This is a genomic window from Pseudomonas sp. HMWF021, from assembly GCF_003061005.1.
GTDB lineage: Bacteria > Pseudomonadota > Gammaproteobacteria > Pseudomonadales > Pseudomonadaceae > Aquipseudomonas.
On sequence record NZ_QAIK01000061.1, the window covers coordinates 86,296 to 98,826 of the forward strand.

Below are 12,531 nucleotides of genomic sequence, written 5' to 3' on the forward strand. Positions count from 1 at the left end.
GGGCTGGGCGAGCAGACCGGCAAGGCCTTGGGCCTGCACCCGGATGTCGATTGTCTGGTGTTCACCGGCTCGACCCAGGTCGGCAAATATTTCATGCAGTACTCGGCGCAGTCCAACCTCAAGCAGGTGTGGCTGGAGTGCGGCGGCAAGAGCGCCAATCTGGTGTTTGCCGATTGCCGTGATCTGGATCTGGCGGCGGAAAAAGCCGCGTTCGGGATCTTTTTCAATCAGGGCGAAGTGTGCTCGGCCAACTCGCGGTTGCTGGTCGAGCGTTCGATTCACGATGAGTTTGTCGAGCGCCTGAAGGTCCAGGCCGAACGCTGGCTGCCGGGCGACCCGCTCGACCCGCAAAGCCGTGCCGGGGCAATCGTCGATCAGCGGCAGACGGCGAGCATCGTGCGCGCCATTCGCGGTGCCGAGCAGGCGGGGGCGACCCGGGTGTGTGGTGGTCAGCAGCGGCGCTTCAATGGCTCGGACAACTTCATCAAACCGACGATCTTTACCGGCGTCAGTGCCGACATGTTGTTGTTTCGCGACGAGGTGTTCGGCCCGGTGCTGGCGGTGGTGCCGTTCGACAATGAGGACGAAGCCGTGCGTCTGGCCAACGACAGTGACTACGGGCTGGCGGCGTCGCTGTGGACCGATGACCTGCATCGCGCACACCGCGTGGCGCGACGGCTGCGGGCGGGTACGGTGTCGGTGAATACCGTCGATGCACTCGACGTGACCGTGCCGTTCGGCGGTGGCAAACAATCGGGTTTCGGTCGCGACCTGTCGCTGCACTCGTTCGACAAATACACCCAACTGAAAACCACCTGGTTTCAATTGCGCTGATTGCGGTTGATTCGAAAGCAAAGATCGCAGCCTTCGGCAGCTCCTACAGGGTTCAGTGTCGCCCTGTGTAGGAGCTGCCGAAGGCTGCGATCTTTTCGCTTTCTAGGACTGTGCACCATCCCTGCTCAGGACGCTCTTCAGCGGTGCACGCTAAGCAGTTTTTTCATCATTTGCTGCCAACAATTTCCTGATTTTCCTCGGCCCGCACATGGGCCACCATCGATCTCGCCAGCCCGATGTTTCACGCCAGAGTCCAGCAGAGACCGCAGCGTGGATTCACATCATTGGTGCCGGCCGTACTGCCCATGACAAAACTAAATCAACAGCGTCGGGAGTGCTCCATGATCAAGTCCTTGTGTATTCGTCTCACCCATCCTCTGGCAATCACCGCCCTGGCCGCCACGGTCGCGACCAGCGCGCAGGCCGGCACCTTGTCCATCGGCCATACCACCTGGGTTGGCTATGGCACGCTGTATCTGGCTCAGGATCTGGGCTACTTCAAGGAAAACGGCCTGACCGTCGAACTGCCGGTGGTCGAAGAAGCTTCGATGTACATGGCCGCCCAGGCCTCCGGGCAATTGTCCGGCTCGGCTTCGACCATCGACGAGGTGCTCAAGTACCGGCCGCAGTTCTGCTTCAAGGCCGTGGCAGCACTGGATGACAGCCACGGCGGCGACGGTGTGCTGGTCGGCAAGGACGTGAAGTCATTGCAGGAACTCAAGGGCCAGGCCGTGGCCGTCAACGAAGGCTCGACCTCGCAGTTCTGGCTGTCGTACCTGCTGAAAAAGAACGGCATGAAAATGAGCGACATCACCGTGCAGAACATGACCGCCGACGATGCCGCCACCGCGTTCATCGCCGGTCGTGTGCCAGCCGCCGTGACCTGGGAACCGCACCTGTCGATGGTCCGCGACAAGCAGCAGGGCAAGGTGCTGATCGACAGCAGCAGTACGCCGGGGGTGATCGTCGATGTGGTCGCGCTCAACTGCAGCGTCATCGAAAAACAGCCGCAGGACGTCAAGGCGCTGGTCGCCGGTCTCTACAAAGCGGTCAAGTACACCCAGGAACACCCGGACGAGGCCTACGCGATCATGGCCAAAGGCGTCGGCGGTTATCTCTCCGATCCGAAGGAACTGGCCGCTGCCGCCAAAGGCGTGCGCTTCTACGATCAGGCGATGAGCGAAAAACTCCTCGGCGCGCCGGGCAAACCGGGCGACAGCGCGGCGTTGATCAAGCTCGCCAACGAAACCGCCAGCGAACTGCAAGGCAAGCCTTACAACGTCAGCCACGACGATCTGGTCGACAACCGTTTCGTCAGCCCGCTCTAGGAGGTCAGCATGTTCAAGCGCAAATCATGGCTGAGCCGCTGCCTGACGCCCAAGACCGGATTGCCGGTGCCAGTGGTGTGGAGCGCCAGCGGCTTGGCCTGGGTGCTGTTGGTCGGCCTGTGGGCCGGACTGTCCTACGGCGGCATCGTCCCGGGGATGTTTTTGCCGACGCCCGGCGCGGTGGTTGAAGCGGCGGTGCGTCTGAGTCGCGACGGCACTCTCGGCACCCATGTGTGGGCCAGTGTCGAAGTGGTGATGGTCGGCTTCATCGTGTCGTCGCTGGTGGCGGTGCCGCTGGGCTTGTTGATGGGCAGCTTCCGCATCGTCCAGGCGTTCCTCGAACCGCTGGTCAATTTCATCCGCTACCTGCCGGTGACCTCGTTCGTGCCGCTGTTCATCCTGTGGATCGGCATCGGTCTGGAGCAGCGCGTGTCGGTGATTATCTTCGGCGTGTTCTTCCAGCAACTGGTGATGATCGCCGACGTGTCCAAAGGCATTTCCAAGGACCTGATCAACGCCTCCTACACCCTCGGCTCCAATCGCCGCGACGCGGTGTTGCATGTGATCGCCCCGGCCTCGGTGCCCGGCGTGCTCGACACCTTGCGCGTGACCATGGGCTGGGCCTGGACTTATCTGGTGGTGGCCGAACTGGTCGCGGCGTCGAGCGGCCTCGGTTACCTGAGCCTGAAAGCCATGCGCGGCTTTCAGGTTGACGTGATTTTCCTCGCCATCGCGATCATCGGCCTGCTGGGTCTGGTCACCGATCAACTGTTCCGCTTTCTCCGCCTGAGGGTTGCCGCATGGGCTCAGTAACCGCCGCCAATCATCGCTTCACCGAACCGCGCGCTGCTGCGCCGCAGGCCGCCCCGCGCCTGCACGTGGACAAGGTCAGCCTGCGCTACAAAAAGCCCGACGGCGGCACGTTTACCGCACTGGAACAGGTGTCGTTCGACGTGCCGGATCAGCAGTTCGCGGTGCTGGTCGGGCCGTCGGGCTGCGGCAAGTCGAGTCTGCTGTACCTGACCGCCGGCCTCGCCGAGCCGACCTCCGGCGAGATCTACGTCGGCGGTCAGCAAGTGCAAGGCCCGGGTGCTGATCGCGGCATGGTGTTCCAGAGCTACACGCTGTTTCCGTGGCTGACGGTGCGGCAGAACGTCGAGTTCGGCCTCAAGCGGCGCGGCATGCTGGCGGCGCGACGCAAGGAAATTGTCGATTATTACGTCAACGAAGTAGGCCTTGCCGGATTTGCTGACAATTACGCCAAGCAGCTCTCGGGCGGCATGATGCAGCGCGTGGCGATTGCCCGGGCGCTGGCCAATGATCCGCAGATCCTGCTGATGGATGAACCGTTCGGCGCACTCGACAGCCAGACCCGTTTGCAGATGCAGCAGCTGTTGCTGCGGGTCTGGGGCAACAGCAAGAAGACCGTGCTGTTCGTCACCCACGATATCGACGAGGCGATCCTGCTCGGCGACCGGGTTTATGTGATGGGTGCGAAACCGGGGCGGATCAAGCAAATCCTCGACGTGCCGATCGAACGTCCACGGTCACTGGACATGGTCATGGAGCGATCGTTTATCGACATGAAACGCGAAATTTTCGGCTTGCTGCATGACGACCTCGAAGCAGTCCATTGATCACATGAACCCCCTGTAGGAGCTGCCGCAGGCTGCGATCTTTTGATCTTTTTTTTTGAAGATCAACAGATCGCAGCCTCGTTTCACTCGACAGCTCCTACAGGGGTAATGGGTGATCAGGGGGTGGCCGGGAGGAGGAACCGCGCAATCACCGGTAAATGGTCGGAAATGCGCAACGTATCGTCCTGACGCACCATCGCCTCGACCCGTTTGATCTTCGGGCTGTAGAACAGATAGTCGACCGTGCGATCCGGGCCATTGAGGCCGGGGTCGTTGGGGTAGTGGGTCAGCCAATGGGCGCGGTCGATGCCGCTGGCTTCGTTGTTGGTCGGGATCATCGGGTACTTGTCCCACAACAGATGCAGGGCGCTGTCGATGGAGTAGGGCGTGCGCTGTTCAGTGGGCAGGCGTTGGTACTGGCCCAGCGGCAACAGGTTGAAGTCACCGCCGATCAGCCAAGGCAGGCCCTGGCTTTCGTACTTGTCGAGCACCTTGGCCACCGCGGTTACTTGCGCCTGCAAGGTCTCGTCCGGTTGGCTGGCACGATCCAGATGGGTGTTGAACACCGTCAGCTGGCCGCCGTCGCTCAACGGCAGTTTGGCGGCGAGCAGGGCATCCTTGGGTTCGAACTGGCGGGCGATGAGATTCGCTGCAGGCACCGGCAATTGCAGGCGTTCGGCGTGTTCGATGCGGTAACGGCTCAGGGTCGCGAGCTGCCGGCCAACGCTGCCGAAGATGTGCGGATCGGGAACAAAGTCGGCCTTCCAGTCGAAGGCGTGGGTGCTGCAGGGGTAGAGGTCTGCCACACGTTCCTGCAGCAATTTGAGCTGATTCTGATAGTCACTGGCCTTGGCGCCGTCATCCAGCTCCTGCAACAGGACCACGTCGGGCTGCTCGTCGCGAATCACCCGCGCCACTTCGTCGAGGCTGAAGGCCATGTCTTCCGGGGTGGGGGCTTCATCGGTGCCTTGGGCCAGATCGTTCCAGAACACGTAGCGCTTGCCCGCCAGGTACTGCACGTTCCAGGTCATGACTTTCAGGGCTTGCCCCGGCACCAGGGTCGGCGGCGTGCCGGTGCAGCTGACCGGCAGGGTTTCCCGCGCGCCGGGGCGCCAGGTCAGGCTGTAGATCAGCCCGCCGATCAGGACGATGGCGAGCACGATCAGCAACAGGGTGTAGCGCAGCAGACGGGGCATGGCTCGGCTTATCCCGTTACAAAATTGACCCCGAGCATACCCGACCGCAGACGCTTGTCCCAAGGCCCCTGAAGTCAGACCGCTCCGTTACGTTTGTCAGGCAATTCGCTGATCAGCATGAACAGACGGAACAGCACCACACTGGTGAACAGTTGCAGGAAGCTGTGTGCACTGTCGATCAGTACCGCGATCAGCGGGTTCTGCGGGTCGGGGTATGCCGCCAGGGTCGCGCCCTTGAGCAGCCACAGCGGCCCCATCACACAGAGAATGCACAGCAGGATGCGCCAGAAATGCCCACGGGTCAGGCGCAGGCTTTCTTTCATCGCCTGCAACGGCCCCATGCCGCGCAGCACCAGCAGGTATTCGCCGAATGCGAGCATGACCATCAGCATCAGCCCCGGCAGGAAATACAGCGACAGCCCCAGCAGAATCAGCAAGGTATTGAGTGCGGTGAGCAGGGCAAAACGCGGCCACAGACGCGCGGACATCGCCAGCAGGTCGAGGTTGCGCGGGGCTTCGCCACGGGTGCGGGCGTCGAGGAACAGGATCAGCGCGGCGGTGTACAGCGGATACACCAGCAGACCGACCACCACGCTGGCGGCGGAGAAACTGTCCGGGTCGGTGACGTGATCCACCACTTGCTGCAAGGCCGCTTCGAAGATCACCAGCGGCAGGCACAACTGCACGATGCTGCCCAGGTGGCGTTTGAAAAAATACAGAGAGTCGCGCAGTACATCGAAGGCATTCATCAGTCGGTATCGCAGGTCGAAAACAGTGGCTCACTTTAACCGATGATGGGCGGGCCGACACAAACGTAAACATTCGGTAAAGGTCGTTGAAACATCCTGTCACTGCCTCCATTACAGAAGTGCGCCATGTCCACCGTGGACACGGGCAACGTTATCCCCGGCAATCTACGAGGTCGCCATGAACAGCGAAGAGCAAACCCTGATCGATGGACTGTTTTCCCGGCTGCAACAGGCCGAAACGGAGGCAGCCCCGCGCGACGCCCAGGCCGAGGCGCGGATCAAGGAACACCTGACCCGCCAGCCGGCGGCAGGTTATTTCATGACCCAGGCGATTCTGGTGCAAGAGGCGGCCATCAAGAGCCTCGACGAACAGAACAAGCAGCTGACCCGGCAAGTCCAGCAATTGCAGGCTGAACTGCAGGCGGCCAAGTCCCAGAGCGCGGCCCCGGCGCCAAGCGGCGGCGGTGGTTTCCTGTCGAGCATCTTCGGCGGCGGCAGTTCGCGCCCGGCACCGACTCAAAGCGCTCCGGCTTCCACCGGCGGCTGGCGTGAACCGGCACCGCAACAGAACTACGCTGCGCCAGCGCCACAACAGAACTATGCCGCGCCACCGCCCAACTACGCGCAGCAGGCCGCTCCGGCAGCGGGCAGCAGCTTCCTCGGCGGCGCCCTGAAAACCGCGGCTGGTGTGGCCGGTGGCGTGATGCTGGCGCAGGGCATCAGCAGCCTGTTCCATCACAGCCAGCAACCTGAAGAAATCGTTGAAGTGATCAAGGAAGAGCCAGCGCAGGTGGCTGACCAGAGCGGCAATGACTGGGGCAATGACCAGCGTGTGGCCGATAACGGTTTCTCTGGCAATGACCAGGGCGGATTTACCGACACTGATTACAGCGATGACAATTCGTCGTTCTTCGATGACGACGATTCGTTCGTTTGACTGATCAGCCGCCAGTATCAAAACTGTGGTGAGGGGATTTATCCCCGATGGGCAGCGTAGCGGCCCCGGAAATGGGACTGCTGCGCAATCCATCGGGGATAAATCCCCTCACCACAATCCACCATCCGTCCGGAGCGGTGGGTCGATTATTCGCGCCACCTTCCTGTGGGCTGGCATACTGAGCGCCTTTTTCGGGCCTGGCGCCTGATCCCGCTTCGTGCGCTATGCGCTCACAGGAATCCCGGTGAAAAAAATCGCAGTGTTCGCCGACGTGCAGAACCTCTACTACACCGTGCGTCAGGCCTATGGTTGCCATTTCAACTACGCCGCGCTGTGGGCTGACATCAGCAAGCAGGGGCAGATCGTCGAGGCCTATGCTTACGCCATCGATCGCGGTGACAGCAAACAGCAGCAGTTCCAGCAGATCCTGCGCAACCTCGGCTTCACCGTGAAGCTCAAGCCCTACATCCAGCGCAGCGACGGCTCGGCCAAGGGCGACTGGGACGTGGGCATCACCCTCGACATCATGGACGCCGCCGACCACGTCGACGAAATCGTCCTGGCTTCCGGCGACGGTGATTTCGACATGCTGCTCGAGCGCATCATCAGCAAGCACGGCGTACAGGCAGTCGCCTATGGCGTGCCCGGCCTGACCGCCAACTCGCTGATCCGCGCCGCCAGCCGTTATGTGCCGATCGAAGGCGCACTGTTGCTCAAAAATTGATTTTTGTACGGAGTTGAACCCGGTTTGGAACGCATTGCAGTCATCGACTTTGAAACCACCGGCCTGTCGCCGAACAGCAGCTGTCGCGCCACGGAAATCGCCGTGGTCATGCTGGAAAACGGCCGTATCGTCGAGCGTTACCAGAGCCTGATGAACGCCGGCGTGCGCGTCCCCGCGTTCATCGAGCAACTGACCGGCATCAGCAACGCCATGCTGCGCACCGCGCCTGCGGCCGAGCGGGTGATGGAAGAGGTCAACGAGTTCGTCGGCTGCACGCCACTGGTCGCGCACAATGCGTCGTTCGACCAGAAGTTCTGGGACTTCGAACTGGGGCGGATCAAACGCACCCGTCTGCAGAACTTTGCCTGTTCGCTGCTGCTGGCCCGCCGCCTGATGCCGGCGGCGCCGAATCACAAGCTTGGCACTCTCACCACTTTCGCCCGCCTGCCGCACACCGGCCAGGCGCACAGGGCGATGGCGGATGCGGAGATGGCGGCCAACCTGATGGCGCATCTGGCGGATGAACTGCGTAGCAAGCACGGCGTACGTGAGCTGAACCACGACCTGCTGTGCAAGCTGCAGAAAGTCCCGGCGGCCAAAGTCAGCGAGCATCTACAGCGCTACCGCTGATCCCGAGAACACTAAAAATCCCCTGTAGGAGCTGCCGAAGGCTGCGATCTTTTGACTTTGATTTTTAGAAGCAAGATCAAAAGATCGCAGCCTTCGGCAGCTCCTACAGGGGCGTTTCGGTGGGGCTGATTATTTACCGTTCGCTTCTATATGGCTGAGCGGCACGCGCTTCTCGATCGCGCTCGACAATACAATCGAGGTCTTGCTGAAGCCAAACTTCGCCACCCGGTTGATCAACTCCTCCAGCTCCGTCATCGACCCCACCGCGCCCTTCATCATCACGCACGGATCACCGGTCACCCGGAAGCATTCGGTCAGTTGCGGGATTTTCGCCAGTTCGTCGTAGACCTTCTGGCTGCCATTCTGGTGCAGGCGCAATTCGATCATGCACTGGATCGGCAAGCCGATTTTCGACAGGTCGATGTTCGCCTGATACCCGGTGATCACCCCGGCCCCTTCAAGCTTGGCCACGCGCTCGGCCACGGCGGGGGCGGACAGGTTCACCTTGCGCGCGAGATCGGCGTAGGACGCGCGACCGTTTTCCAACAGGGCGCTGAGCAGCATGCGGTCGTATTTGTCCAAGGCCGGACTCCTGAAATTGCCAGACTTTCGAAATCACGGTTTAGCCCGTCGATCTCCGTTGTTTCAAAAGTGTACCGGCGCGATAAACAGGTTTTGTAACTTATTTTTGCGCACGCGCCTTTCTAGAATAATCCTCACCCTGCCTCTGACTGTCGAGCTGCCCATGCCTGCCTTGCGCCGTTTTTCCTTGCCGTTGATCGCCGCGTTTTTCGCGCTGTATGTGATTTGGGGATCGACTTATCTGGTGATCCGCCTCGGCGTTGAATACTGGCCGCCGCTGATGCTCGGCGGGGTGCGCTTCGTGATTGCCGGCAGCCTGATGTACGCCTTCCTGCGCTGGCGCGGGGCGCCGGCGCCGACCTGGGTGCAGTGGAAAGCGGCGGGGATCATCGGGATTCTGCTGCTCAGTCTGGGTAATGGCGCGGTCAGCGTGGCCGAGCACACGGGCGTGGCTTCCGGCGTGGCGGCATTGGCCGTGGCGACAGTGCCGTTGTTCACGTTGCTCTGCGGGTACTTCTGGGGCGCGCGCAATACTCGCCTGGAGTGGGCCGGCGTGGCACTGGGGATTATCGGCATCGCCATGCTCAACATGGGTTCCAACCTGCAGTCGAGTCCGATGGGTGCGGCGCTGCTGATTTTTGCGGCGGCGACCTGGGCGTTCGGTTCGGTATGGAGCAAACATCTGCCCTTGCCGCAGGGAGCGATGGCGAGTGCGGTGGAGATGCTGGTGGGCGGCGTGGTGCTGCTGATCGGCAGCGCAGTCAGCGGCGAGCACCTGCAAGCATTGCCGCCGGTAGAGGGCTGGCTGGCCCTGGGCTACCTGATTTTCTTTGGCTCGATCATCGCCTTCAATTCCTACATGTACCTGCTCAAGCATGTGCGTCCGGCGGCGGCCACCAGTTATGCCTACGTTAACCCGGCGGTGGCGGTGTTGCTGGGGATCGTGTTTGTCGGCGAGACCATCGGCATGGAAGAAGCGCTGGCGATGCTGGTGATCATCAGCGCCGTGGTGCTGATCGGTCTGCCGCAATGGCGGCGGCCGGCGCAGCCGCTCGTCGTGGAGCCGGCGAAGACCGTCGTCGGAGCAGAACAGCGTACGAATTAGGGTAAACTGCGCGCCATTGCACACTCGTGTCGCACAATTGCGCTGAATTTTTCCTACGGTACTCCCATGACTTTCGCCACCCTTGGCCTGATCGAACCCTTGCTGCGCTCCCTCGAGAAGCTCGGCTACCAGACTCCAACGCCGGTTCAGGCGCAAGCCATTCCGGCCGTTCTGGCCGGTCGCGACCTGATGGCTGCGGCCCAGACCGGCACCGGCAAGACCGCCGGTTTTGCCTTGCCGCTGCTGCAGTTGCTGGCCATGGAAGGGCCGAAAGTCACCGCCAACTCGGTGCGCGCGCTGATTCTGGTGCCGACCCGCGAGCTGGCCGAGCAGGTTCATGAATCGGTGCGCCAGTACGCGGAAAACCTGCCTCTGCGCACTTACGCGGTGTACGGCGGCGTGAGCATCAACCCGCAGATGATGAAGCTGCGCAGCGGCGTTGACGTGCTTGTCGCCACGCCTGGTCGCCTGATCGACCTGTTCCGGCAGAACGCGTTGAAACTCGATCAGTTGCAAACCCTGGTACTGGATGAAGCCGACCGCATGCTCGACCTGGGCTTCTCCGAAGAACTGGCGAACATTTACCGCATGCTGCCGAAGAAACGGCAGACGCTGCTGTTCTCGGCGACCTTCTCCGATGACATCCGCCTGCTGGCCGGGCAGATGCTCAACGATCCGCTGAGCATCGAAGTCAGTCCGCGCAACGTCGCGGCCAACACCGTCAAGCAATGGGTGGTGACGGTGGACAAGAAGCGCAAGCCGGAACTGTTCGTGCACCTGATGCGCAAGAACAAGTGGAAGCAGGTGCTGGTGTTCGCCAAGACCCGCAACGGTGTGGACGCGCTGGTGGAAAAACTCCAGGGCCTGGGCGTGAATGCCGACGGTATTCACGGCGACAAACCGCAGGCGACCCGTCAGCGTGCACTGGATCGTTTCAAACTCAGTGAAGTGCAGATTCTGGTGGCGACCGACGTTGCCGCCCGTGGTCTGGATATCGAAGATTTGCCGCTGGTGGTCAACTTCGACCTGCCGATCGTCGCCGAGGATTACATTCACCGCATTGGTCGTACTGGCCGTGCCGGTGCGACCGGCGAGGCGATTTCGCTGGTGTGTGCCGATGAAGTGAATCTGCTGTCGGCGATCGAGATGCTCACCCGGCAGACCTTGAAGCGCCACAACGAGCCGGACTTCGAACCTGAGCACCGCGTGCCGGATACCGACGCCAGTGGTCAGGTGATCAAGAAGCCGAAAAAACCGAAAAAGCCGAAGACGTCCGGCGGCGGTGGCGGCAAGCGCAACCTGGGCAAGTGGGTCGACAGTGGCGACACCCAAGCGCCGGAGCCGTCGATCAAGCCTGTGCGTAAAGTGCCGGTGTTCAATACCGGGCCGCGCAAGCGCAAGCCTTGATGTGAGGCGGCGTCAATTTGGAATGCATTTCCTGTAGGAGCTGCGGCACGCTGCGATCTTTTGATTTTGTTTTTTAACGGTCAAAAGATCGCAGCCTCGTTTCACTCGACAGCTCCTACAGGGTTTTGTGTTGTAGCCACTGCAGCATCCCCGATCCTGCAGCCCGCCCGCTGGCAAAACACCCCGTCAGCAGATAGCCGCCCGTCGGCGCTTCCCAATCGAGCATTTCTCCCGCACAGAACACCCCCGGCAACGCCTTGAGCATCAAGCGCTCATCCAGCGCTTCGAACGTCACACCACCGGCACTGCTGATCGCTTCGTCCAGCGGCCGCGTTTTCACCAGGGTCAGCGGTAACGCCTTGATCGCCAGTGCCAGCAGCGCCGGATCAGCGAAGGTTGCCGCGTCAGTCAGTTCACGCAACAACGCCGCTTTCACCCCGTCAATCCCGACCTGACTGTGCAGATGCTTGGCCATCGAACGCGAGCCACGCGGTTTGCTCAACGCTGCCTGCAATTTATCCACAGGCCGGCCGGGCAAGAGATCGATGTGCACTGTGGCTGAGCCGTGCTCGTTGATCGCCTCGCGAATCGGTGCTGACAGCGCATAAATCAGACTGCCTTCAACCCCAGTTGCGGTGATCACGCATTCGCCCAGTCGCGGCACGTCATCGTTCAAACCGATGGCGACATTTTTCAGCGGTGCGCCGGCGAATTTGCTCACAAGGAACTCGCTCCAGGCCTGCACTTCGAAGCCGCAATTGCTCGGCTGCAATGGCGCCAGCCGTACGCCTTTTTGTTCCAGGGGCAGCATCCATGCACCATCCGAACCCAGCCGCGACCAACTGCCGCCGCCGAGGGCGAGCAGGGTGGCGTCGGGTTTGACGGTGATTTCGCCATCAGGGCTGGCGATGCGCAGTGCGCCGTGTGCATCCCAGCCGAGCCAGCGATGGCGGGTGTGGATAACCACGCCGCTGTCGCGCAGGCGCTTGAGCCAGGCGCGCAACAGTGGTGCTGCTTTCATGTCGGTGGGGAACACCCGGCCGGAGCTGCCGATAAAGGTCTCGATGCCCAGCTCATGAATCCAGCGGCATAACGCGTCGGCATCGAAGGCGCGCAGCAGCGGCGCGATCTGCGGTGCGCGCTCGGCATAACGAGATAGAAAGGCCGGATAAGGTTCGGAGTGGGTGATGTTCATGCCGCCGACGCCGGCCAGTAGAAACTTGCGTCCCACCGAGGGCATGCCGTCGTACAGATCGACGCGCACGCCGGCCTGGCTCAGCACTTCGGCGGCCATCAGGCCGGCGGGGCCACCGCCGATGATGGCGACGTGAGCGAGGAGGGGGGCGGAGGTCTGGGTCATGGCGTGCGCTGCGGTATGGCGGGATAAGGCGCGCATTCTAAC

General features: G+C 61.7%; 13 protein-coding genes. 9 read left to right on the forward strand and 4 right to left on the reverse strand.

Annotation, left to right across the window (positions count from 1 at the left end; genetic code table 11):
- The 4 genes from DBR18_RS28940 to DBR18_RS08490 all read left to right on the forward strand — a co-directional run.
- Positions 1–834 (forward strand): aldehyde dehydrogenase family protein (locus DBR18_RS28940; RefSeq protein ID WP_256588630.1); only part of this gene is annotated, 834 nt, incomplete at its 5' end.
- A 341-nt stretch (positions 835–1,175) separates the two neighbouring features.
- Positions 1,176–2,162 (forward strand): ABC transporter substrate-binding protein, encoded by a 987-nt coding sequence (locus tag DBR18_RS08480; protein WP_007968492.1) that lies wholly within the window; start codon positions 1,176–1,178, stop codon positions 2,160–2,162.
- A gap of 9 nt (positions 2,163–2,171) precedes the next feature.
- Positions 2,172–2,975 (forward strand): ABC transporter permease, encoded by an 804-nt coding sequence (locus tag DBR18_RS08485; RefSeq protein ID WP_108590011.1) that lies wholly within the window; start codon positions 2,172–2,174, stop codon positions 2,973–2,975.
- On the forward strand, positions 2,963–3,799 hold the full coding sequence (locus DBR18_RS08490) for an ABC transporter ATP-binding protein (protein WP_108590012.1): 837 nt from the start codon (positions 2,963–2,965) through the stop codon (positions 3,797–3,799). Before DBR18_RS08485 ends, DBR18_RS08490 begins: the two co-directional genes overlap by 13 nt.
- A 116-nt stretch (positions 3,800–3,915) precedes the next feature.
- Here DBR18_RS08490 and DBR18_RS08495 read toward each other — a convergent pair whose 3' ends face one another.
- Both DBR18_RS08495 and DBR18_RS08500 read right to left on the reverse strand, forming a co-directional pair.
- Positions 3,916–4,995 carry an endonuclease/exonuclease/phosphatase family protein gene (locus tag DBR18_RS08495; RefSeq protein WP_108590013.1) on the reverse strand — a complete coding sequence of 360 codons (1,080 nt, stop codon included), beginning with the start codon at positions 4,993–4,995 and terminating at the stop codon, positions 3,916–3,918.
- 74 nt (positions 4,996–5,069) lie between these two features.
- On the reverse strand, positions 5,070–5,744 hold the full coding sequence (locus DBR18_RS08500; RefSeq protein ID WP_108590014.1) for a YciC family protein: 675 nt from the start codon (positions 5,742–5,744) through the stop codon (positions 5,070–5,072).
- A gap of 178 nt (positions 5,745–5,922) precedes the next feature.
- Between DBR18_RS08500 and DBR18_RS08505 the strand changes: the two genes are divergently transcribed.
- The 3 genes from DBR18_RS08505 to DBR18_RS08515 all read left to right on the forward strand — a co-directional run bounded on the left by DBR18_RS08505 (position 5,923) and on the right by DBR18_RS08515 (position 8,035).
- Entirely contained in the window at positions 5,923–6,681 is a 759-nt protein-coding gene (locus DBR18_RS08505; protein WP_108590015.1) for a DUF2076 domain-containing protein, read from the forward strand.
- A 244-nt stretch (positions 6,682–6,925) separates the two neighbouring features.
- Entirely contained in the window at positions 6,926–7,405 is a 480-nt protein-coding gene (locus DBR18_RS08510; RefSeq protein WP_007963710.1) for an NYN domain-containing protein, read from the forward strand.
- Positions 7,406–7,429: 24 nt separating this feature from the next.
- Entirely contained in the window at positions 7,430–8,035 is a 606-nt protein-coding gene (locus tag DBR18_RS08515; protein ID WP_108590016.1) for a PolC-type DNA polymerase III, read from the forward strand.
- A gap of 129 nt (positions 8,036–8,164) precedes the next feature.
- Here DBR18_RS08515 and DBR18_RS08525 read toward each other — a convergent pair whose 3' ends face one another.
- Positions 8,165–8,617: an Lrp/AsnC family transcriptional regulator gene (locus DBR18_RS08525; RefSeq protein ID WP_108590017.1), complete on the reverse strand. Its 453-nt coding sequence runs from the start codon at positions 8,615–8,617 to the stop codon at positions 8,165–8,167.
- Positions 8,618–8,780: 163 nt separating this feature from the next.
- Here DBR18_RS08525 and yedA point away from each other — a divergent pair, with 163 nt between their 5' ends.
- Together yedA and DBR18_RS08535 are read left to right on the forward strand one after the other, a co-directional pair.
- Complete coding sequence (yedA, locus tag DBR18_RS08530) at positions 8,781–9,722, forward strand: drug/metabolite exporter YedA (RefSeq protein WP_108590018.1); 942 nt, start codon at positions 8,781–8,783, stop codon at positions 9,720–9,722.
- Positions 9,723–9,788: 66 nt separating this feature from the next.
- A complete protein-coding gene (locus DBR18_RS08535; RefSeq protein WP_108590019.1) occupies positions 9,789–11,129 on the forward strand; it encodes a DEAD/DEAH box helicase in 1,341 nt (446 codons plus the stop codon).
- A gap of 115 nt (positions 11,130–11,244) precedes the next feature.
- Here DBR18_RS08535 and DBR18_RS08540 read toward each other — a convergent pair whose 3' ends face one another.
- Positions 11,245–12,489: a TIGR03862 family flavoprotein gene (locus DBR18_RS08540; RefSeq protein WP_108590020.1), complete on the reverse strand. Its 1,245-nt coding sequence runs from the start codon at positions 12,487–12,489 to the stop codon at positions 11,245–11,247.
- Between the last annotated feature and the right edge of the window lie 42 nt (positions 12,490–12,531).

Bases quoted from the DNA above. Each gene is read 5' to 3' on its own strand.
- DBR18_RS08500 (WP_108590014.1), bottom strand. From the start codon at position 5,744: ATGAATGCCTTCGATGTACTGCGCGACTCTCTGTATTTTTTCAAACGC.
- DBR18_RS08480 (WP_007968492.1), top strand. From the start codon at position 1,176: ATGATCAAGTCCTTGTGTATTCGTCTCACCCATCCTCTGGCAATCACC.
- yedA (WP_108590018.1), top strand. From the start codon at position 8,781: ATGCCTGCCTTGCGCCGTTTTTCCTTGCCGTTGATCGCCGCGTTTTTC.
- DBR18_RS08495 (WP_108590013.1), bottom strand. From the start codon at position 4,995: ATGCCCCGTCTGCTGCGCTACACCCTGTTGCTGATCGTGCTCGCCATC.
- DBR18_RS08505 (WP_108590015.1), top strand. From the start codon at position 5,923: ATGAACAGCGAAGAGCAAACCCTGATCGATGGACTGTTTTCCCGGCTG.
- DBR18_RS08535 (WP_108590019.1), top strand. From the start codon at position 9,789: ATGACTTTCGCCACCCTTGGCCTGATCGAACCCTTGCTGCGCTCCCTC.
- DBR18_RS08485 (WP_108590011.1), top strand. From the start codon at position 2,172: ATGTTCAAGCGCAAATCATGGCTGAGCCGCTGCCTGACGCCCAAGACC.
- DBR18_RS08540 (WP_108590020.1), bottom strand. From the start codon at position 12,489: ATGACCCAGACCTCCGCCCCCCTCCTCGCTCACGTCGCCATCATCGGC.
- DBR18_RS08490 (WP_108590012.1), top strand. From the start codon at position 2,963: ATGGGCTCAGTAACCGCCGCCAATCATCGCTTCACCGAACCGCGCGCT.